Origin of the sequence: Proteiniphilum saccharofermentans, from assembly GCF_900095135.1 — a bacterium.
GTDB lineage: Bacteria > Bacteroidota > Bacteroidia > Bacteroidales > Dysgonomonadaceae > Proteiniphilum > Proteiniphilum saccharofermentans.
Genome location: NZ_LT605205.1, coordinates 2,914,306 through 2,934,951, shown reverse-complemented (window position 1 = coordinate 2,934,951; position 20,646 = coordinate 2,914,306). Strand labels below are relative to the sequence as shown.

Annotated in this window: 19 protein-coding genes; 8 read left to right on the top strand and 11 right to left on the bottom strand. The window is 43.3% G+C overall.

What is annotated here, in order from left to right; all coding sequences use genetic code 11:
- Positions 1 to 157 precede the first annotated feature (157 nt).
- Positions 158 to 1,342, top strand: a complete 1,185-nt coding sequence (locus tag PSM36_RS11440) for a proline dehydrogenase family protein (protein ID WP_076931000.1) — start codon at positions 158 to 160, stop codon at positions 1,340 to 1,342.
- Between the two features lie 9 nt (positions 1,343 to 1,351).
- Here the strand turns inward: PSM36_RS11440 and PSM36_RS11435 are convergent, their stop codons facing one another.
- From PSM36_RS11435 to PSM36_RS11410, 6 genes are all read right to left on the bottom strand, one after another.
- Positions 1,352 to 2,401 carry a 2-oxoacid:ferredoxin oxidoreductase subunit beta gene (locus tag PSM36_RS11435; protein WP_076930999.1) on the bottom strand — a complete coding sequence of 350 codons (1,050 nt, stop codon included), beginning with the start codon at positions 2,399 to 2,401 and terminating at the stop codon, positions 1,352 to 1,354.
- Between the two features lies 1 nt (position 2,402).
- Entirely contained in the window at positions 2,403 to 4,268 is a 1,866-nt protein-coding gene (locus PSM36_RS11430) for a 2-oxoacid:acceptor oxidoreductase subunit alpha (RefSeq protein WP_076930998.1), read from the bottom strand.
- Positions 4,269 to 4,383: 115 nt separating this feature from the next.
- A complete protein-coding gene (murA, locus tag PSM36_RS11425) occupies positions 4,384 to 5,688 on the bottom strand; it encodes a UDP-N-acetylglucosamine 1-carboxyvinyltransferase (protein ID WP_076930997.1) in 1,305 nt (434 codons plus the stop codon).
- An 18-nt stretch (positions 5,689 to 5,706) separates the two neighbouring features.
- Positions 5,707 to 6,705, bottom strand: a complete 999-nt coding sequence (gene murB / locus PSM36_RS11420; RefSeq protein ID WP_076932219.1) for a UDP-N-acetylmuramate dehydrogenase — start codon at positions 6,703 to 6,705, stop codon at positions 5,707 to 5,709.
- Between the two features lie 210 nt (positions 6,706 to 6,915).
- The gene (locus tag PSM36_RS11415) at positions 6,916 to 7,338 is read right to left on the bottom strand and encodes a rhomboid family intramembrane serine protease (protein WP_076930996.1); all 423 of its coding nucleotides are present in this window, start codon (positions 7,336 to 7,338) and stop codon (positions 6,916 to 6,918) included.
- Positions 7,335 to 8,045: an SAM-dependent methyltransferase gene (locus PSM36_RS11410; protein WP_076930995.1), complete on the bottom strand. Its 711-nt coding sequence runs from the start codon at positions 8,043 to 8,045 to the stop codon at positions 7,335 to 7,337. The genes PSM36_RS11415 and PSM36_RS11410 overlap by 4 nt, the downstream gene beginning before the upstream one ends.
- A gap of 241 nt (positions 8,046 to 8,286) precedes the next feature.
- Here PSM36_RS11410 and PSM36_RS11405 point away from each other — a divergent pair, with 241 nt between their 5' ends.
- Positions 8,287 to 9,816 (top strand): peptide MFS transporter, encoded by a 1,530-nt coding sequence (locus PSM36_RS11405; protein ID WP_076930994.1) that lies wholly within the window; start codon positions 8,287 to 8,289, stop codon positions 9,814 to 9,816.
- 8 nt (positions 9,817 to 9,824) lie between these two features.
- On the opposite strand, the gene PSM36_RS11400 is transcribed toward PSM36_RS11405, so the two are convergent.
- Positions 9,825 to 10,364, bottom strand: coding sequence for an NUDIX hydrolase (locus tag PSM36_RS11400; protein ID WP_232001428.1), 540 nt, complete (start codon positions 10,362 to 10,364; stop codon positions 9,825 to 9,827).
- A gap of 172 nt (positions 10,365 to 10,536) precedes the next feature.
- Positions 10,537 to 11,367 (bottom strand): sugar phosphate isomerase/epimerase family protein, encoded by an 831-nt coding sequence (locus tag PSM36_RS11395; protein WP_076930992.1) that lies wholly within the window; start codon positions 11,365 to 11,367, stop codon positions 10,537 to 10,539.
- A 128-nt stretch (positions 11,368 to 11,495) separates the two neighbouring features.
- Here PSM36_RS11395 and PSM36_RS11390 point away from each other — a divergent pair, with 128 nt between their 5' ends.
- Positions 11,496 to 12,908 (top strand): methyltransferase RsmF C-terminal domain-like protein, encoded by a 1,413-nt coding sequence (locus PSM36_RS11390; RefSeq protein WP_076930991.1) that lies wholly within the window; start codon positions 11,496 to 11,498, stop codon positions 12,906 to 12,908.
- A gap of 150 nt (positions 12,909 to 13,058) precedes the next feature.
- Entirely contained in the window at positions 13,059 to 14,147 is a 1,089-nt protein-coding gene (locus PSM36_RS11385) for a sensor histidine kinase (RefSeq protein WP_083711160.1), read from the top strand.
- Here the strand turns inward: PSM36_RS11385 and PSM36_RS11380 are convergent.
- Both PSM36_RS11380 and PSM36_RS11375 read right to left on the bottom strand, forming a co-directional pair.
- Positions 14,122 to 14,895 carry a murein L,D-transpeptidase catalytic domain family protein gene (locus tag PSM36_RS11380; protein WP_083711161.1) on the bottom strand — a complete coding sequence of 258 codons (774 nt, stop codon included), beginning with the start codon at positions 14,893 to 14,895 and terminating at the stop codon, positions 14,122 to 14,124. The two genes, PSM36_RS11385 and PSM36_RS11380, sit on opposite strands and share 26 nt — an antisense overlap.
- Before the next feature lie 174 nt (positions 14,896 to 15,069).
- The gene (locus PSM36_RS11375; RefSeq protein ID WP_076930989.1) at positions 15,070 to 16,101 is read right to left on the bottom strand and encodes a L,D-transpeptidase; all 1,032 of its coding nucleotides are present in this window, start codon (positions 16,099 to 16,101) and stop codon (positions 15,070 to 15,072) included.
- A 603-nt stretch (positions 16,102 to 16,704) separates the two neighbouring features.
- Here PSM36_RS11375 and PSM36_RS11370 point away from each other — a divergent pair.
- Positions 16,705 to 18,045 carry a hypothetical protein gene (locus tag PSM36_RS11370; RefSeq protein WP_076930988.1) on the top strand — a complete coding sequence of 447 codons (1,341 nt, stop codon included), beginning with the start codon at positions 16,705 to 16,707 and terminating at the stop codon, positions 18,043 to 18,045.
- Positions 18,036 to 18,503 carry a hypothetical protein gene (locus PSM36_RS11365; RefSeq protein ID WP_154671015.1) on the top strand — a complete coding sequence of 156 codons (468 nt, stop codon included), beginning with the start codon at positions 18,036 to 18,038 and terminating at the stop codon, positions 18,501 to 18,503. Before PSM36_RS11370 ends, PSM36_RS11365 begins: the two co-directional genes overlap by 10 nt.
- Positions 18,504 to 18,923: 420 nt before the next feature.
- Here PSM36_RS11365 and PSM36_RS11360 read toward each other — a convergent pair whose 3' ends face one another.
- Positions 18,924 to 19,616, bottom strand: a complete 693-nt coding sequence (locus PSM36_RS11360; RefSeq protein WP_076930986.1) for a B3/B4 domain-containing protein — start codon at positions 19,614 to 19,616, stop codon at positions 18,924 to 18,926.
- Positions 19,617 to 20,003: 387 nt separating this feature from the next.
- Between PSM36_RS11360 and PSM36_RS11355 the strand changes: the two genes are divergently transcribed.
- Together PSM36_RS11355 and PSM36_RS11350 are read left to right on the top strand one after the other, a co-directional pair.
- A complete protein-coding gene (locus tag PSM36_RS11355; RefSeq protein WP_076932217.1) occupies positions 20,004 to 20,294 on the top strand; it encodes a hypothetical protein in 291 nt (96 codons plus the stop codon).
- Between the two features lie 20 nt (positions 20,295 to 20,314).
- Complete coding sequence (locus PSM36_RS11350; protein ID WP_076930985.1) at positions 20,315 to 20,617, top strand: cell division protein ZapA; 303 nt, start codon at positions 20,315 to 20,317, stop codon at positions 20,615 to 20,617.
- Positions 20,618 to 20,646: the final 29 nt, after the last annotated feature.

Genomic DNA, 20,646 nt, shown 5'->3' with positions numbered 1-20,646 from the left:
AATTTACCACAAAAAAGTTTGATGAGACTATTTCGCCGGAAAGTTTTCATGAAAAAATACAGTTGCTGGAAATAAGAAATTTTTTAGCGATAAAAAAATAGAATCTTTTTGTTATTTTTGTAGGCCTTTACATTTATAACACTTATACAGAAAATACATGCAATCTAAGGAAACACTACCTGTCAATTTTGAAAACACGGAAACCGCTTTTCGTGATCAATCCAACGCAAGTTTAAAACAGGCTTATCAACTCTTTAAGGTAATGAATAACCGCCGGTTGGTGAATATAGGTAAGCATCTGGTTAATTTTGCTTTTGCCGTCCATTTTCCTATAGAGGGTATAATCAGAAATACTATCTATAAACATTTTGTCGGTGGAGTGTCTATTGAAGATTGTAGCAAGACAATTGCCCGGCTGGCCCGATACAATGTGGACTCTATTCTCGATTATGCGCAGGAGGGAGAGGAATCGGAAGATGCTTTCAATGCTACTTGTCGGGAGGTAATACGTACTGTTGAATTTGCCGGTAACCATAAGAATGTGCCATTCAGCGTGTTCAAGATCACGGGGGTGGCACGCTTCGACCTTCTGGCCAAGGTGAGTGAGCAACAACCTTTGACCGATGAGGAAAGAGAGGAATTCCGTAGTGTTGAGGAGCGCGTGGATGCTATCTTCAGAAGAGGATTTGAACTGGATGTGCCGGTGCTGATCGATGCCGAAGAAACGTGGATACAGCCGGTTCTGGATGATATGGTGATGAATCTCATGTCACGCTACAACAAGGAGAAGGCTATTGTGCAAAACACCTACCAGATGTATCGACACGATAGTATAGAGCGGATCAAACAGCATCACCGTATGGCGTTGGAGGGGGGATTTAAATTCGGTTTAAAAATTGTGCGGGGTGCCTATATGGAGAAAGAACGCAACCGTGCTGCTGAACGAGGGTATCCATCACCCATTCAGCCGGATAAGCCGGCTACTGATCGCGATTTCGACGATATTACCCGTTATTTTATAGAGCATCTGGATAGTATCGACTTCATGGTCGCCACCCATAACGAAGAGAGTTCATTATTATTGGCTCGCCTGATCGATGAGTATAATCTGCCGAGGAATCATAGGGGAATCTATTTCTCCCAATTATATGGTATGAGCGATCATATTACTTATAATCTTGCCGAACAGGGATACAATGTTGCAAAATACGTTCCTTATGGTGCCGTGAAGACCATGATGCCCTACCTGTTCCGTCGGGCTGAAGAAAATTCATCAGTCAAGGGGCAGACCAACCGCGAACTGAAGATGATCCGGACAGAAATAAAACGGAGACGTAATTGATTAGTTGATTTATTTCACTTCCCAGATATTGGGGGAGTTAAGAAGGAATTCGGTGAATGACCTTTTCGGTGTCATCATTTGTACTTCCTCTATCTGTCTTTCATATTCCTTCTCGTAAGTCGGTTCTTTTACACTACGGATGACTCCCAGTGCCACGGGAAGCCTGTCAGCAATATCCATCAACGCCAGTTTCATATGTAAGATATTGTCTCTGGTGGTAGCATCATGTACCAGTATATCGTCCAATGTATATCCATCCTCTCCTATGGTTACAGCTTTGAGGTTCCATCCATCCAAAACAATCCCCCTGTTCTCTTCTTTACCGAAGATCATCTTTTCCCCATGCTTCAGTATTATGGTATTATCGGCCTTCCAGTTGCGGTCACTAATCCTGTTGTGGATACTATCGTTAAAGATTACGCAGTTCTGTAATACTTCCACTACCGAAGTCCCCTTGTGCTTGGCGGCCTCGGTCATTACTTCAGTTTGGTTTTTAATGTCTACGTCTATGGCGCGGGCAAAGAAAGTACCTCGTGCCCCGAAAGTCAGTTCAGCCGGACGGAAAGGATCTTCCACTGTTCCGTAAGGTGATGATTTGGAGACGAATCCCCTGTCGGAGGTAGGTGAGTACTGTCCTTTTGTAAGGCCATAAATCTTGTTATTGAAAAGCAGAATATTGATATCCACATTTCTTCGGATTGTATGGATAAAGTGGTTCCCGCCGATGGCAAGTGAGTCGCCGTCGCCGGTAGCGACCCATACGCTTAATTCGGGGTTGGCCACCTTCACTCCTGTGGCGATGGCTGCAGCACGACCATGGATGCTGTGAAAACCATAGGTATTCATATAATATGGTAAACGTGACGAACAGCCGATCCCAGAGATAACGGCTATCTTGTGAGGGTCAATATTCAATTCAGCCATTGCTTTCTGGAGGCTCGTCAGAATGGCATAATCGCCGCAACCCGGACACCAACGAATGGCATTTTCACTTTTATAATCTTTAGGTAGATGTTTCTGATATCTTAATTCTTTTGCTGCTATTTCTGTTACTTCCATATTACTTTTCCTCCATAATTTTCGTAAACTCCTCAATCAACGTGCTAACTTTAAAAGGTTGTCCTTCCACTCTATTATATTTGTGGATGTTATCCAGATCCTGGAATCTACCATTCAGATAATTGGCAAACTGTCCTTCGTTTTGTTCCGCCACGATCACTTTCTTATATCTTTTCAGCAGTTCGTGGGTATTTCGTGGAAGGGGATGGATATGCCTGAAATGAGTGTAGGCCACCTTTTTCCCGTTCGCCATGAGGCGTAGTGAAACTTCAAGCAAATGGCCGTATGTGCCGCCCCATCCTACAATCAACGTGTCGGCGTCTTTGTCGCCTGTTACTTTTTGATCGGGGATATAATCGGCTATTTTTTCGATCTTTGTCCTGCGGATGTTCACCATTAGTTGGTGGTTGTCGGGATTCGATGAGATGACACCGGTAAGACGGTCTTTTTCCAATCCGCCTATACGGTGCATATATTCCGGAGTTCCCGCCACACCCCAGTACCTGACGAGTGTGTTTTCGTCACGGAAATAGGGTTTCCACTCTTCTGCGTTACCGTTATATTTATTTTGGACGTAGGGAGGTTTAATTTCGGGATAATCATTCATATCGGGAATTCTCCATGCCGATGAACCGTTGGCGATATAACCGTCGGTCAGTAAAATAACAGGAGTCATATGTTCCAGGGCAATCTTCGATGCTTCGAAAGCACTTTCAAAACAATCAGTGGGTGATGCTGCCGCCATCACTACCAAGGGGCTTTCGCCGTTTCTTCCGTAAAGCGCCTGGTTGAGGTCACTTTGTTCACTCTTGGTCGGCATCCCCGTGGAAGGGCCACTACGCTGTACATCGATTACTACCAGCGGCAGTTCGGTCATCACGGCCAGTCCCAGTGCTTCGCTCTTGAGTGACAATCCCGGTCCGGATGTGGAGGTGGCTGCCAGACATCCTGCGAAACTTGCGCCGATGGATGAAGTGATTCCGGCAATTTCATCTTCCATTTGCAGTGCTTTCACACCGAAATCTTTTCGTTTGGAAAGTTCCTGCAGGATATCAGTCGCGGGGGTGATAGGGTAGGAGCCGAGAAAAAGTTCCACGCCCGCCTTTTCTGCAGCGGCGACCAACCCGTATGCAGTGGCAGTATTTCCATTAATATCAGTATAAAAACCTTTGGTCGATTCAATAGGCTCAATACGATAAGTGGAAGTAGTCATATGGGTGTTGTTCCCATAATTGTATCCATCGGTGAGCGCTTTGATATTGGCTCTTACCAATATTGGTTTTTTTGAGAATTTCTGTTCGAGCAGCTTGTCTGCTATTTCCAGTGGCCGGTTGAAAAGCCAACATACAATACCCAGTGCAAACATATTCTTGCTACGGAGTATATCCTTGTTTTCCAGTCCGGAGTCTGCCAGTGAGGCTTTTGTCAGGGTCGTAATATTCACCCCGATAGGTTGCACATAATCCAGGTTGAGTTCTGCAAACGGATCTAACGTTTGGAAAAGAGCCTTGTCAAGATCCCTTTTCTGGAAAGAATCGGTATCAAACAGCACGATAGACCCTTTCTTCAAAAAAGAGGCGTTTACCTTGAGCGCAGCAGGATTCATGGCGACAAGTACATCAGTCTTGTCCCCGGAATTATAAACATCTTTGGCACCGATCCGTACCTGGAATCCCGACACACCATGCAATGAACCTTGCGGTGCGCGAATTTCAGCAGGAAAGTCGGGGAATGTGGCAATTTCATTCCCGAAAATAGCCGATAACGTAGAGAACAATGTCCCTGAAAGTTGCATTCCGTCACCGGAGTCGCCTGAAAAACGAATGGTTACTTGTTTAATGTCAGTTACGACCGAATTCGTTGGCATAATTTTTCTTTATAAATAAAGTACAAAGTAATAAAAGAGTTGTGGAATAAGCAAATATTTTACTCTGACAAAAAGCCTTATTTGTCATTATAGGTGCAATTCAGGAAAAAGATAATTATCTCCGTTCAATCTTTGCCCCTAACGCGTTGAGACGTTTGTCTATATTCTGATATCCTCTGTCGATTTGGTCGATATTATGGATAGTGCTTACACCCTCCGCACTCATTGCGGCGATTAACAAAGAGATACCGGCCCGTATATCGGGTGATGTCATTGTCATACCTTTCAGCCGGAATCGTTTGCCCATACCGATCACAGTAGCACGGTGGGGATCACAGAGGATGATCTGCGCTCCCATGTCGATCAGTTTGTCCACGAAAAAGAGTCGGCTTTCGAACATTTTCTGGTGGATCAATACGCATCCTTCCGCTTTGGTGGCGACCACCAGTAATACGCTGAGGAGGTCCGGAGTAAGTCCCGGCCAGGGAGCGTCGGCAATGGTAAGAATGGATCCGTCTATAAATGATTCTATGGTGTAATTATCTTGTTGGGGAATGTAAAGATCGTCCCCGCGTTGTTCCACGATAATACCTAAGCGGCGAAAGCTTTCGGGAATGATGCCGAGATGGGTTATAGAGGAATCTTTTATGGTGAGCTCGGAAGCGGTCATGGCTGCCATGCCTATAAAGCTGCCTATCTCAATCATATCGGGCAGCAGACGGTGACGGCAACCGGAAAGGGAGGAGACACCATGTATTGTCAGTCTGTTGGAGCCAATTCCTTCGATTTTTGCGCCCATGCTTACCAGCATCCGGCTCAATTGCTCTACATAAGGTTCACAGGCTGCGTTATAGATGATGGTTTCCCCTTCGGCAAGGACTGCAGCCATCAACAGGTTGGCAGTACCGGTAACGGAAGCCTCGTCAAGCAGGATATATTGCCCGTTTAGTTTTTTTGCTGAAAGGGTAAAGAGCTGTTTTTGTTCATTAAAGATTAGCTCAGCACCCAATTTCATGATACCGTTGAAATGGGTGTCCAGTCGTCTACGGCCAATCTTGTCTCCACCCGGTTTAGGCACTACCGCTTCTCCAAATCGCGCCAGGAGGGGACCGACAATCATGATGGAACCTCTCATGGCGGCACTCTTTTCCATAAAGTCTTTCGATTGAGTGTAGGCCAGGTTGATCTTTTCCGCTTTGAAGGAATAGCTTCCGCTGTCCAATTTTTTCACTTCGGCTCCCATATCCGAGAGTAGTGCAATGAGATTGTTTACATCCAATATATCAGGTACGTTCTCTATGATCACTTCCTCCTGTGTGAGCAGGGTGGCACAAATTACCTGCAGGGCTTCGTTCTTGGCTCCCTGTGGTGTAATTTCCCCCTTGAGGCTGCATCCACCTTCAATGATAAATGATGACATGTTGACCATTTTTTTTAGTTAATAAATACGTACTTCCGGTTCGAGTAGCACACCGAATTGTTGTAGTACTTCCTGTTGTATTTTGTGCATAAAGTCCACGATTTCCTTTCCGTTTTCAGTACCATAATTCACAATGATAAGTGAATGGCGGGTATAAGTACCTACCATTCTGTGCCGCTTCCCTTTATATCCGGCCTTATCTATCAGAAATGCCGCCGATGTTTTGAATTGTCCTTCTCCAACATTGTAAATCGGGACATCCGGTAGTTGCTGTTGTAATTGATCTTTTTCCTCTTCCGTAAGCACAGGATTTTTGAAAAAACTTCCGGCATTCGGCAGTATTTTATAATCGGGCAATTTCCGGTTGCGGATACGGATAATGGCATCACGAACCTGGGTAAGGTCTGGAGAGGAAATACCTTCCAACTCACGGCTTAAGTCGATATATTTCTCTTTATATTGAAACGACTTTTCCAATTTGAAAACCACGGAAGTGATTACATAGAGTCCGGTGCGTTTAAAAATGCTGTCGCGGTATCCGAATCCGCACTCCTCGTTGGAGAGTTCTTTGTAATTCCCTGTCTGAAGTTCCACCGTTTTCACCTTGGTGATCACATCCATCGCCTCCGTACCGTACGCACCGATATTCTGAACCGGACTTGCACCTACTGAACCGGGAATAAGCGACAAATTCTCGATACCGGCGTAACCATTCTCCACACAATAAGCAACAAACTGGTCCCAATCTTCTGCCGCACCGACTTCAATTTCTACACACCGATCAGTTTCCGCCAGAATATGGATACCCCGTATGGCAGGTTTAATAACCAATCCTTCGAAATCTTTGGTGAAAAACAAATTGAAACCGTTCCCAAGCACCAATTTCTGTTCATCGGGAAAAGTGTGGATGATTTCCGAAAGTTCCTCTGCCGATTGCGGTTCACAGAATATTTTTGCCGACGCTTTCGTACGGAAAGAGTTAAATGGTTGCAGTTGTACGTTATATTTTGTGGTCATTACCGAACAAGGTGTAATATCGAAATGCAAATGTAGGGAAAAAGTTTCAATGAGCCATATCATGTGTCGTGAATACAAACTTATGTCCGGAATAAATTATTCTGTTTTTTTAGAACATCAGTCTAACCTTTTCTGCTTTTAATTATTTCGAGGTAGTAAGTCTTTATATATTTTCTGAGTACTGCTTCCTTCGTGCTTTTCGGAAACTGTTTAAATGCCGAAATAAAAAAGGTCGGAAATCGAATCTATTTTTATCCGGTCCAAAAATAATGCCGGGAGATTTATATCTTCGAGCGTGAAAAAAACGACAATCATATAGAGTAAACCGTAAATTCCCCCGGAGATGTGTGCCGAGTGGTTGATACGACCTGTTTGTTTCCGGTCGAGATAGAAGGCGACCAGCAAGAAAATTATACCGAAAAGAAAGGCGGGGAGCATGACCGGAATAAACATGATTCCCATGAAATTCATCGGGTTGACCAACACATAAGCGAAAACGATAGCTGAAACCGCACCGGAAGCGCCGAGACCCCGGTAAGGCTTGTTGTTTTTTTGTTTGAAATAGGAGGGAAGGATGGATATTGCCAATGAGGAGATGTACAGGACAATAAAAGAGATGAAACCAATTTTCAACCCCTATAAATCAGGAAAACAGTCGGTTTTTTATGCATATCAGGCAGTTTACCTTTCCATGCCTTTACACTTCGCGTTACAATGAATTCATCTTCGCAGGAGATGTTCATGGCAATACATAACCGGGTTTGCGGTTTACAGTGTTGTAGTATGTCTTCCGCCAGTTTCAGGTTACGATACGGTGTTTCAATGAAGATTTGGGTCTGGTCTTCATTGTATGCCCTTGTTTCAAGCTGTTTCAGTTTTTTTATCCGCTCACCCGCATCGATTGGTAGGTAACCATGGAATGAAAAACTTTGTCCGTTGAATCCGGAAGCCATAATTGCCATCAAAATGGAAGAAGGTCCTACCAGCGGAACAACCCTGTAGCCTTCCTGTTGGGCAATAGCCACCATATCTGCGCCGGGATCGGCTACGGCTGGACAGCCGGCTTCGGAGATTACCCCCATATTTTCTCCCGATTTCATGGGTGTCAAATAACTTACGATCTGGTTGGGGTCGGTATGTTTGTTCAGTTCATAAAAGGTGAGTGTGTCGATATCGATATCGGGATTGCTTTTTTTTAGAAAACGGCGTGCCGAACGTACATTCTCAACAATAAAATATTTCAGACCAGATACCACCGTTGTGTTGAAGGAAGGAATTACCTTCTCAACAGGTGTATCGCCCAATGTGACGGGAATTAAATAAAGTACCGGGTTCTTCATTTCTCGTTTGCAGACCTTTTAATCTCTTAGGGTTTAATTCCCCCTGCTTGCAGCGGGGAGTAATAATTATTCCTCTAAGATACCCCGCCCGCTTGCGACGGGGAGATTCATTTGCAAAAATAGATAAAATAGGGTAAAGAAGAGATGCTTTCCGGTATATATATCAAAAATGTTTGGTTTTAAGGAGGGATTAATCTGATCAAAATGGCTACTTTTGCAAAATTAATCCTTATTCACAATTATGGCTACAACAACCGTCAAACACCCTAAAGGGCTTTACTTCGTATTTTCCATTTCTATTGCCGAACGTTTCGGCTATTATGGCATGCGTGCGCTCTTTGTACTCTATATGATCAATGCGTTGATGATGGACAAGGATCTTTCCGCGCTTATCTATGGGAATTACACAGGATTGGTTTACCTCACACCCCTTATCGGCGGCTATGTAGCCGACAAATATTGGGGGATGCGGCGTTCCACTTTTTGGGGGACTGTCCTGATGGTGATCGGACAACTGCTGATGTTTTTTAGTGCCCTCTATTTCCAATATCCCGGACCGGCAAGATGGTTGATGTATCTGGGATTGGGTGCCCTGATTTTCGGGAACGGTTTCTTCAAACCCAATGTATCCACTTTCGTCGGTCAATTGTATGAACCGGGTGACAGAAGGCTTGACTCTGCCTATACCATCTTCTATATGGGAGTAAATCTTGGGGCATTTGTCGCACCTCTTATTTGCGGATTTTTGGGTGATACGGGCGATCCGGCCGATTTCAAGTGGGGATTTCTCGTGGCGGCAATAGTTTCTTTGTTGTGTCTTATCCTTTATGTGCTGCGAAAAGATAAGTATCTGGTCGATCCCGCCGGAAATCCTATCGGAATTGAAGCGGCTGCAAAAAGAAAGAGGGAATCAACCGGTACAACTCCCTCTGTAAAGTACACATTCAAAGAAATAGTGTTGTGGATTGTTGTGGCCGGTGGCCTGTTTGCGCTCTTTATGTATCTGTTCAAGGATGATCTGATCGGAGCTTTTATCTATGCCGCCGCATTGGTTGTTCCGGCTTTTGTAATATCTGACAAATCGCTGACTAAAATTGAGCGTCAGCGTATCTGGGTAATCTATATCATTGCCTTTTTCGTTATCTTCTTCTGGTCTGCTTTTGAGCAAGCAGGAATATCATTGACCTATTTTGCGGCTGAACAGACCAACCGTGATATTCTGGGATGGACCATGCCTACCAGTTGGTTCCAGTCGTTCAATTCCGTATTCGTTATTCTTCTGGCGCCGCTGTTTGCACAGTTGTGGCTTGCCTTGGGAGCTAGGAACAGGGAACCCTCCTCACCAGAGAAACAGGCAATCGGACTGCTTTTGCTATCATTGGGTTACCTCCTGATTGCTATTGGTGTACAGGGAGTGGAGCCGGGTGTAAAGGTGAGCATTATGTGGCTTGTAGGACTTTACTTTATTCATACTATGGGTGAACTTTGCCTGTCGCCTATTGGCCTGTCGATGGTGAATAAGTTGTCTCCCGTACGTTTTGCATCACTGTTGATGGGGGTGTGGTACCTTTCTATGGCTACCGCTAATAAACTGGCCGGTACACTGAGTTCCCTTTATCCCGAAGAGGGAAAAATGAAATACCTTTTCGGAATTGAAATTGCAAACCTGTTTGATTTCTTCATGGTATTTGTTGTGATGGCTGCTGTTGCTTCTCTCATCCTTTTTCTTCTTTCGAAAAAATTGCAAAAGCTGATGCACGGAGTACGGTGAAATAGCACCTATTTGTCATATAATGCCATATATTTCCATAATGGAGCTGCCATGGTGGCCTGGACAATGTTACCGCTTTCAAGCAGTTCTTTCAATTCTTCAAAAGAAAGCAGATGAACCGTCAATTCTTCCGATTCGTCCAGTGCCTGGTCTCCCAGTTTTTCAACATTCTCGGCAATAAAACAATAAGAATAATTATTGGCAGCACTGGCATTAGGGGCAACACACATGAATTCACTCCATGTCCCGCCACCATAACCGGTTTCTTCCATTAATTCGCGTTGTGCCGAGACAAGCGGTGATGCATCTTCTTTCTCACATACACCGGCACAAAGTTCGAGACAGGTCTTCTCAATCCCCGGCCTGTATTGTTTTACCAGAATAAATTTTCTATCCCTGGTAATCGCAATGATATTCACCCAGTTGGGGTATTCCAGTACGTAATATTCAGGGACAACAGTCCCGTCGGGCATTTGTAATGATTCCCGACGAACCGTCAACCATGGGCGCCTGTGAAGATATTCGCTTTCAATTACTTCCCAACGCATATTATCATTGTCACAATTTATATTTATCATCTTACCTGAAATCAGAATTATTTTTTAAATATAGGGTAAAGGTACATTATCCACGGAAATTGAAAAGGGGAGAATCCTTTATCGGATTCATCCCCCGGTTATTGTGTAATGTCATCCCATTACTCTTTACATTGCCGCAGCATTATTTTTCTTTTGTGGCTGCAATTACACCCCGGAAGTAACCGATAGACTCGGCGATTCCCGAAAACGGATCTTTCATATTACGTTCGTGTTCCAGACTGCAAACACCTTCGTATCCAACCTGACGGAGCATTTTTACGAATGCCGGGATATCGATAATTCCACGGCCGATCTCCACTGAGTATCCGGCCTTGGTGGATCCTGTAACATCTTTAATATGAATGTCGAACACGCGGGAGTGATATTTCTCCAGATCCTTGACAGGATCTTTGCCATTGCGGGTATCGTGGCCGATGTCAAGGCACATGCCGATACGTGGATCCAGATCCTTCACATTTTTCCACACATCATCGGCATCGGGATATAATGGCATATCCGGCCCATGCAGGTGAATAGCATAATTAAAATCATACTCCTTCACTTTCTTGTCTACATAAGGCAGTAATTCATAATTGGGAACTCCCACAATCAGTTTGACACCTACACGTTTTGCATACTCAAAGGCATTGTCAACCTCTTTTTCTGAACGCATATAGATGGGGCCGACAGCATAACCTGTAACACCTTTGGATTTTAGTTTGGTATGAAAATCGGCTATTTCCTGGTCGGTACTGTTAAAGGGGAGATGGAAATCTTTAATGCAGAGGTATTTTACATCGCATTTCTCCAAGGTCTCCAGTGTTTTGTCGAGATCGAAGTTGACAAACGTGTACCCTGCCATACCCACGTTGAACTTTTCGAAGGTGTCAGGGGCCGGTTGCGGATCAGGGCGATCTTGCGCAACGATCGAAAGGGATAACAATAATCCCGCGAGGATCAGAATTTTGTTCATTTTATCGTTTTTTTAATGATAGTGTTTCGTCACAAAGATACTGTTTTTTATCAAGAGTATAAACGGGTATGGAAATTAATTTGATAAGCGAAAAAAACTTTTATCTTTGTAATTAAAATAATAAACAGATGAATTTTCCCCCGGATTTTATATCATCTGTCCGCCCATTACTTGGGAGTGAGACAGAATTGTTTTTGTCTGCATTGTCCGGTGATGCGTCGGTCAGTCTTCGTCTGAATCCCTCGAAAGCGGTTCGTAACCCGATGGAATCGGTTTTCCCCTCTAAACGGGTACCTTGGTCCCAGTGGGGGCTTTACCTGGAAGAGCGACCAGCTTTTACCTTTGATCCTCTTTTTCATGCCGGATATTATTATGTGCAGGAAGCCTCTTCTATGTTTGTGGAGCATGTGGTCCGTGAATTGGTGACAGAACCGGCAGTGTGTCTCGATTTATGTGCTGCTCCCGGTGGTAAATCGGTCTCCCTGCTTTCTGCCCTTCCCGAGGGAAGCCTGCTGGTGGGCAATGAACTGGTTCGTCAGCGCGCCCATGTATTGTCTGAGACTATATCGAAATTGGGTTATGCAAATGTATTGGTCACAAATAATATGGCAAAGGATTTCTCTGCATTTCCCCATCTTTTTGACCTGGTGCTGGTGGATGCTCCCTGTTCGGGAGAGGGAATGTTCCGGAAGGATGAGATAGCCGTGGAGGAGTGGTCAATGCAAAATGTGGAGATGTGCGCAGTACGGCAAAGAGATATACTGAATGATATTTGGCCGGCACTTAAACCGGGTGGGTTGCTTATTTTCAGCACCTGCACTTACAATACTCTTGAAAATGAAGAGAATGCTTTTTGGATTGCACGGGAACTGGGTGCGGAATTTGTATCTGTGACAACGGATAAAGGGTGGGGGGTCTCTTCTTCGCTCGACAAGCGGGTAAAGGGCTATCGTTTTTTTCCTCATAAAACGCAGGGCGAAGGATTATTTGTGACAATACTGAGAAAAGCTGAGGCAGGAGCAGAAGATGCCACTGTTGGAGGGCAACGGGTAAGAAGCAAAAATAAAAAAAAGCCATTGCCTTTTATGAAAGACCGTTCTGCATATGCAAATCTATTGCTACACCCTGATTCCTTTATTTTTATGGAAGATGGTAACCGTATTTTTGCCCTGCCTGTGGAGTATTCAGAGGTTATTGTTACCTTGAATGAGCGGTTGAAAACAGTCTCAATGGGTATAGAACTTGGTGAGAAGAAAGGGAAGGATTTTATTCCCTCCCATATGTTGGCGATGAGCAGGGAGCTTAATCTCAGTGCATACCCCATATATGAGGTGGTTTACGAGGAGGCTGTTTCTTATCTGCGTCGGGAGTCGATTATCCTCGCGGATGCACCCAAAGGCTATTTGATCCTCACTTATAAGGGTGAACCGCTGGGTTTTGTGAAAAATATAGGCAACCGGGCAAATAATTTATATCCCAACGAATGGCGTATCCGAAGTGGTCATCTGCCTGAAAAAAAGGCTGAAATATTCACTCCGTAGATTGTATGTCGTCACTCGGCATAATGTAAACAAGTTTGTTTCTGCCCTCGTTCCTAAGAAAATTCAATCACTTTTAATTTTAGTCTTTCACTCTTAAACTTCTCACTAATCATGTATTCCCGACAGTCGCTCACTTACCTTTTTGTAATTATGGCAATTATAGTTGTCCTGCTGTCGTTGTGGCTGTCGAACAGGTTGGTGAAAGAACTGGCTGATGAGGAGCGTAGGAAAATAGAGATCTGGGCGATGGCGACTGAATCGATGTTAATGGACGAAGAGATGGATATGTCGTTGGTATTGCGCATTCTGGAAAGTAATACAACTATTCCCATCATATTGTATGACAAGAGTTCAGGAAAGTTGACACCGCGTAATATCAAATTGCCCGAAGAGGATGCAGAATCCTACTTGCAGATAAAAATAGTAGAGTTCGGGCGTAGGCATGATCCCATTGCATTGCTTGAGATGAACCAACTGCTCTATTATGATGATTCGCATACGCTGAAGACGCTACAACTCTATCCCTATTGGCAGCTATTGGTGATTGCCCTGTTTACCGGTCTTGCGTTTTTTGCCCTGAACCGTTCACAAAGGGCGGAGCGCGATAGGGTATGGGTGGGATTGTCAAAGGAGACCGCCCATCAGTTGGGCACCCCCATCTCATCGTTGACAGCATGGATGGAATATATGAAACTGAAGGAAATCGATCCGCAGTTGTTGACAGAGATTGATAAGGATGTTTCCCGTCTGCAAATGATCACTGAACGTTTCTCCAAGATCGGTTCTATAACTGGTCTGAAACCTGAAGACCTGAGAGGGGTGATAAGACGTTCGGTGGCCTATCTGGAAAAACGGGTCTCCGGGGCAATAGTGTTCAATATGCGTTTTCCCGAACATCCGGTAATTGTTGATCTGAACGAACCGCTTTTCGGATGGGTGATTGAAAATATTGTAAAAAACGGTGTGGATGCCATGCAGGGAGAAGGAATCATTACCTTTGAGATCTCCGAAAAAGGAAAAATGATCCATCTCGATATTTCCGATACCGGTAAAGGATTACACAAGTCGAAGTTTAAGAAGATCTTTTCACCCGGTTACACCACAAAAGACCGGGGTTGGGGACTTGGGTTAACCCTTGTGGAACGGATTGTGGAGGAGAATCACAAAGGAGAAATTTTTGTAAGAAGATCGGAGCCGGGAAAAGGTACCACTTTCAGGATCCAGCTAAGGAAGAACTGAAAGAGCGGGTTGGAGTGTTATTACGGGCACTTAATATATTTTTTCCTGTCAAAATTTGATCCTCTTCCAACACTTTGCTGCTGGCCAGATACTCCGGCTGATCGGCGTAAATGAATAACAAGGATCCTCCCTTTATAGTGTCTATAATGGGTTTTGCCAGTTCTCTGGGGATTGCGGGACAGCCGAAGCTCCGCCCAAGCCTACCGGTAGATCTTATTGCATTTTCGCTGCAATAATCGGCGCCATGGATGACGATAGCACGCTGCATAGCTTTGTCGTTGATCCCTTTTTCCAGCCCGTCTAACCGAAGAGAATAGCCGTTTCCTCCGTTATAGGTGTCGACTGTACGATAGAATCCCAGTGAACTCTGGTGTGAACCATCCCGGTTGGAGAATGATGTGGCGTAGTTTTGTCCACTATTGCGGCCGTGCGAGACATACGAAACAAAAAGAATTTCCTTTTTTGCCAAATCCAATACATACATCCTTTTCTCGGTGGATGGCAGACTAAAATCGATCAGGGTGAGTAAGGGATTATTGCCTTTATTTAACTTCTTATAACCCGTGTATGCCGATTTGAATGCATCCAGACATATTAGTCCGTCCAAATCCATCTGTTCATATAGCCACTGGCCCTGGTCCTGGGACAATGCTGTTTTTTCAAGTTCCACCTTCTTCTCTTTTCTGCTCATGGAGTCAAAAAGGCTGACAGAGAGTAGTATAAGGAAGCATAGAATTATTTTGCGCATATTATATATTACGGAAATATTCAGTTCGTGTAATGAAATAATTTCCAAATATACAAACAATTTCGTTAAGTGAAAGTAATACAAGTTTACTTGTTTTACCGAGCGCTGGATTGAAAATCGGGGAGCAAGTGGCTCAAATAGCCTGATGAAATCGGATTTCTCCAAAAACAATTGTTAATCAATTACGATGACTACAGACTCTTTAACAGTTGCCCAGTCGAAGACGAATTTTGAGTGCGACGATGCATTTCTTACACACATATGGGAGCGGGGGGTGGTGCCGAGTGTCGGACTCGATTCTATGATACTTTTATTGGGGTATTGTGTCGGTACTCCATGCACATATGCACCGTTGGTAAACCGTGTGGCATAGGGGGCGAAACCGGCAATTTCACTTGTTCCATCCCTGAGGTAAAACATTTTCTCTTTTTTCTCTTGTACCGCGAAAATCCCAGTGGGTGTTTCCTGTGCGTAAGGCGGTTTATGTACTCCTGTTGTGGCATGATTCATACTTAATATATGCCAGCTGTTTCCCTTTTTTTCCAGTGTTGCAATATTTTGGTTAGTAACATCGACAGCTATTACCTTGTCAAAACGGACACTGTCACCCCACGATATAATGTAGCGTTTCGGTACCAGGAATTCCCCTACAAATGAAACACCTTTTACCCTCACCATTTCAGTGGTATCGTTTTCCGGTAACCTCACGATCCATCCATCCCTTCCATAACGCAATAATGTCGTATCACCGTCGACAGAATAGAGTGGCGCCGATTGGTACCGTTCCACACCAAATTGATCCGAAACCCGTTTGTATTCGTTTCTTACGAAATCGGCAACTGTAGGTGCTTCTTTATTCATATTCCTGTAATTGTTTAAAACCCCCCATTTGCCTCCTTCGGCCATGGCATTCTCAATTACCGCAATCTGCTCCTGTATTTTCTCCCACTGGAAATGACGGGTAGTATCTTTATACGGATATTCATCATCTAACAGGTATTTGTCGTAGCGGATATTTTTCTCTAAGCGGATATCTTCTGCTGTCAGTTCTTTCTTTATTTCCTCCTGATGATCGATGGCGGTTGTATCCGGAGTGGAGCTGGATGGTTGATCGTCGTCGCCGGATTTACACGAATTACAACTGATGGCAATGAGTACCGGTATAGTTAAAGATAAGTGGAGAAATGATTTGACTGTTCGTCTCATAGAGGGTGATGGTGATTATATTTGTAAACTATAACAATTTTTAAGTACGGTTGTTCATTCCGTCTATTGAAAATCGCATGAAAAATTGTAGTTTCCAGCCTGCATAATGTCCAATTTGTTTGAATGATATAAGATTTGTTTGGAGAAATGTAAAATTATTTGTATTTAACAAAAATATAAATTATTTTTATTTCATTGTTTATGTAATCTATTGAATAATAATAGTGTAAAGGGTAATGCTGCTTCAATCGATGGTCGGTGAATATTGTTAAAAATTCTGATGCTTATTGCTGTACATAGAAGTATGCTAAACTATCTGCCTTCAGGCAATATTTTGTTCCATAATGTATGTCACACGATGTAACTGTTATAGAAACAGGTTAAACAAATAGAGTACCCTGAATAATTTAAAATCTTTTTATCTTTACTCGCAATAACTCTATGGGCGTGTGAAGAAGATGTCTATGAAGTGCAAAAACCTGAAGCAAACCGTTTCAGCGTTACTGAAGCAAAGGCATGGTATGAAGTGAATGCACCTTTGGTAAAACCAAACGGTATTTTACGAAGAGTGTAAACGAGAGTGACCCGGCAGAAGTTCTTAACTTGGAACCATTGCTGGATTGGGATATTGCCGAATTGAGCAACGATTCCATATGGGAAGTGGTCGAACTGCCCTGGGAATATGAGGAGGTAGAAGAGATTTTCGCATTGTCGGAAGTGTGGGAATATGCTGGAGCGAACAATCTGATGCCCGGGCAGGTTATAAAACTGGTAGTGATACGACACAAGCAGACGGGCAAGATTTACGGTTTTAAAATGAAGATCGCCCCCGACCTGGATTATATGCTAGACATGGGAGAGGATCTGAAAACCAATAACTACCTTGTGCGGGACAATGACTTCAGCGGGATTGTCATATTCTGCACCCTCGACGACCGGTTTATTAACGGGTGGCAGTACAGGGACGGCGTGATTTGCGGGAAACTGGTTCCGGCCAACGGAGAAGATGCCGAAACACCGGTTACCGTTTCAGGAACAAGGATGGCGGACTGGCATATAGAGTTGGACGAAGTCGTTATTATAGGGTACGTCCCAAAGGGATTGATGCATGCCGATATGTACACCCAGGAAAACGGTTACCTTGTATTTCCGCCTGATGACATGGAGCGGGCGGGGCAAGTGGACATTCAAAACCCGCTTGACCTGTCCGGTGGAAGTGGTAGTGAAAACAATAAAGATAAGGATAGTGATTCGGACAATACAGCCTCCACACCGGAACTTAAGGATTTAAACGAAATTATTCTGGACGATTCGTTTAAAGATACGAAAGCAGAATGCATATACAACAAATTATTAAACCTAAGCGGCGGGTTTAAAAAGGCAATTCAAAAATTCGATGGTGAGTTTCCGGTGAGCCACTTGTATTTTTCGGTTTCATATGATTTATCTCCTAATGTGAATGGTAGGACATATCCTCCTCAAAAATTTATAACACGAATAGAGATTAATGGGAATAATCTTGACAGACCAAATTTGGATATAGCCCGTACAATAGTGCATGAAACTATTCATGCTGAAATACACCGGAAAATGTTATCCGCTGCCCAAAAAGGAGAGTTAGATTATAATGGATGGACACAAGCCGAAATAATACAATATGTGAAAAATATACAAAATGATTTTCCGGGTATTTTTGATTTCTATACTCGATATTACAAAGATAATGATTGGCATCATCAGCAGATGGCGGCCTATTATAGAGAGTGGATGATTAATATATTAAAAGAAATCGATCCGACACAAACGCCCGAAACTTACGAAGCTCTTGCCTGGGTTGGTCTTAGAGGAACAACTGCATGGGAGGAGAAATCTAAAGAATATCAAGATAATATGAAGAAGATCGCATCTGATTTTGCAAAGAAAGGGGGTGAGCCATGTTGGTAAAGATTAATAAGGTTCTATCTGTATTTTTAGTTTTATGTTTGTATAGTTCCGTAACTTTTTCTCAGACAACCAATGAAAGAGAAAAAGTTTACTTGAAATTTGATTCCACTCAAATTATTCCTCCTTTACTTTTGGGGATTACATATACAGAAGGGATGTTTGGAAAATTCGATGAAAAAAAACAGATTAAATTTGGCAGAATAAATAAGGAGCCAGATATCGTAGATTCTTTTATTTTCGACAAACAAAAAGGTCAGATGAGATGTCTGACAAAACAGGAACTATCTACTCTTCCTATCTCCGAATTCAAGCATCTTGAAGAAGTTGCGAAAAATAAAGGACACCGGGATGATCCTGGCAAGGTTTTTACAAGAATTGCGCTTGTCGAGATTACAAAAGATGGAAAAATTATCCTGTATGATCCTGTCAAATGGAGAAGGATTGTCCATATAGAGTGATTGTTGTTTCTTGTTGAAACTTTTTAGACAATAACGTAAAAACAGATGCCTACTTCAAATTAGACAATGCGGAATCGTTATTTTCTGCACCCTTGACAACCGGTTTATCAACGGGTGGCGATACAGGGACGGCGTGGTTTACGGGAAATTGGAGCCGGTACACACGGAAGATGTGGAAATACGGGTTATTGTTTCCGGGACAAGGTCAGGGTGTAACCTTCCCTTGGGACGGGCAGTCAAAAGAATATCCTAAAATATACATACCCATATACTTGTCGAATTCTAAAATTTGTCTATACGAAGTGAAATGGCAGTATTATATTGAGTAGAATGTAACTAAAGAAAAATAGAATGCGTTACCACACAATAACTGTTTGACATGCATGAAAGGGCGGCGGTTCGGGTGATACCGCCTCTTTACTACCCTCCGGATCCGGATGCATTCGCATTGAACAAGTCGATATTCAGTTCTTTGGCTTCGGCATATCTCTTTAGTAGTTCTACCGAATAGTCAGTTGCTTCCTGTAACCCTTCCCTGCCGGAATAACCGTTGATCAACATCAGTAATCGGGTTGTCTCGGAGGTAATCTTGGTGCGCTCTTCGTCGCTGGTAGGGGTGCCGATACCGCCAATGTCATCCCGGTAAACAGGTAAGCCTTCGATATTGAGTAAGCCTCTTCCGATCCCCTCGAATTTCTCCTCCGCTTCGCCCACGCCCAGGGTCAGTCCTCCCCGGATCTTTGCATCATCAAAACCGCCGATAGAATAACCTGTTTCGAGTGAGACAAGATTGATCAGGTCGACCAGTGTGTTGATTTGGTAAAGTTCCTGCCCTTTCAATATCCGGCGACACAATGCCTCGGAGGAGGGGCGGTATCGATTGGGATCTTTCCCGAGTTTTTTATATACTTGCCGCGTGGCATAAATAGCCGGACGCTTATTGATATCTGCCATTGTGTGGGTAGCGGAAAACCGGGAGCAGAATGTATCTATTTCCTCCCATAGCCCGGTACTATGTGGCGTATTTCTGACCTCGCATGCGATCACGGCCAGGTGAAAATCGGGGCATACTGCCTCAATCCGGTCACTGATTGTTATATTTCTGGTTTGCATTTATCTTTTTAAATTAACAGTATAACGGGGATTGTCATATTGACAACTTATCACTGGTATCCCTGTCATTGATCCCGAAGCTGATATCCCAAATCCCAAACTATGAATTCAAAGGTACAAAATCCCAGGCAGAACAGGACAAATAATATTAACAAATTGAAAAGAGCATATTGACTGGTTTAAAGAAATGATAATCCCAACAACAGGGGTAACTTGTCCCGGCTTTTCGGGAACTTGTCCCGATTTATCGGAGTAGCGCCGGTTTGATAATTGCTAACTAGCAGTTCATTCCAAACAAAAAATAAACCATCACTATACAAAATAAAAGACAATTAATTTGTTAAACTCCATTTCAATGCTTATATTTGCGTGAGTTTTTGTTTGCATATGGCTGAAGAACATAATAAGCTGCTTGTTGATCTGGAGGTACGAATAAAACAGGTGTTGTTTTTATGTGACTCTTTAAAGGAGGAGAATGCCCGACTAAAGACTGAAATCAAGTCTGGCCGGATCCATCTTGACGAGACGGCAAAAGAGTTGGAACAGTTAAAAGCAAAATATGACAGTTTGAAGATTGCGAGGACTATCACGGCTGCTTCAGTAGATGTGGATAGTGCAAAGGAAAAATTGTCGAAACTGGTGCGAGAAGTTGATAAATGCATAAATTTATTGAAGTAATTTTCTGAAAAATTTATGTGATGGGTGACGAGAAATTTTTATTGACATTAGAGATAGCCGGCAGAAAATATCCACTGAAAATCAAACGGTCGGATGAACAGGCTTTCCGTGATGCCGCCAAAAAGATTAATAATAAAATAAACCAATATCGTGTTGTGTATGGGGGTGAGAACTCCAGCATGACAACGCAAGACTTTGTGGTGATGACAGCCATTCAGGCATTGGCAGAAAATTTTTCTCTTGGAGATAAGAATAATACGAAACCCTTTGAAGATAAAATAGATTCGCTGATAAGCGAGTTGGATGATTATCTAAAAAAATAATAGATCCTATTGTTAACCAATGGGATGGT

Excerpts from the sequence above, each read along its gene's own strand:
- PSM36_RS11440 (WP_076931000.1), top strand. The coding sequence starts at position 158 with ATGCAATCTAAGGAAACACTACCTGTCAATTTTGAAAACACGGAAACC.
- PSM36_RS11435 (WP_076930999.1), bottom strand. The coding sequence starts at position 2,401 with ATGGAAGTAACAGAAATAGCAGCAAAAGAATTAAGATATCAGAAACAT.
- PSM36_RS11430 (WP_076930998.1), bottom strand. The coding sequence starts at position 4,268 with ATGCCAACGAATTCGGTCGTAACTGACATTAAACAAGTAACCATTCGT.
- murA (WP_076930997.1), bottom strand. The coding sequence starts at position 5,688 with ATGTCATCATTTATCATTGAAGGTGGATGCAGCCTCAAGGGGGAAATT.
- murB (WP_076932219.1), bottom strand. The coding sequence starts at position 6,705 with ATGACCACAAAATATAACGTACAACTGCAACCATTTAACTCTTTCCGT.
- PSM36_RS11410 (WP_076930995.1), bottom strand. The coding sequence starts at position 8,045 with ATGAAGAACCCGGTACTTTATTTAATTCCCGTCACATTGGGCGATACA.
- PSM36_RS11405 (WP_076930994.1), top strand. The coding sequence starts at position 8,287 with ATGGCTACAACAACCGTCAAACACCCTAAAGGGCTTTACTTCGTATTT.
- PSM36_RS11400 (WP_232001428.1), bottom strand. The coding sequence starts at position 10,364 with ATGCGTTGGGAAGTAATTGAAAGCGAATATCTTCACAGGCGCCCATGG.
- PSM36_RS11395 (WP_076930992.1), bottom strand. The coding sequence starts at position 11,367 with ATGAACAAAATTCTGATCCTCGCGGGATTATTGTTATCCCTTTCGATC.
- PSM36_RS11390 (WP_076930991.1), top strand. The coding sequence starts at position 11,496 with ATGAATTTTCCCCCGGATTTTATATCATCTGTCCGCCCATTACTTGGG.
- PSM36_RS11385 (WP_083711160.1), top strand. The coding sequence starts at position 13,059 with ATGGCAATTATAGTTGTCCTGCTGTCGTTGTGGCTGTCGAACAGGTTG.
- PSM36_RS11380 (WP_083711161.1), bottom strand. The coding sequence starts at position 14,895 with ATGCGCAAAATAATTCTATGCTTCCTTATACTACTCTCTGTCAGCCTT.
- PSM36_RS11375 (WP_076930989.1), bottom strand. The coding sequence starts at position 16,101 with ATGAGACGAACAGTCAAATCATTTCTCCACTTATCTTTAACTATACCG.
- PSM36_RS11365 (WP_154671015.1), top strand. The coding sequence starts at position 18,036 with ATGTTGGTAAAGATTAATAAGGTTCTATCTGTATTTTTAGTTTTATGT.
- PSM36_RS11360 (WP_076930986.1), bottom strand. The coding sequence starts at position 19,616 with ATGCAAACCAGAAATATAACAATCAGTGACCGGATTGAGGCAGTATGC.
- PSM36_RS11355 (WP_076932217.1), top strand. The coding sequence starts at position 20,004 with ATGGCTGAAGAACATAATAAGCTGCTTGTTGATCTGGAGGTACGAATA.
- PSM36_RS11350 (WP_076930985.1), top strand. The coding sequence starts at position 20,315 with ATGGGTGACGAGAAATTTTTATTGACATTAGAGATAGCCGGCAGAAAA.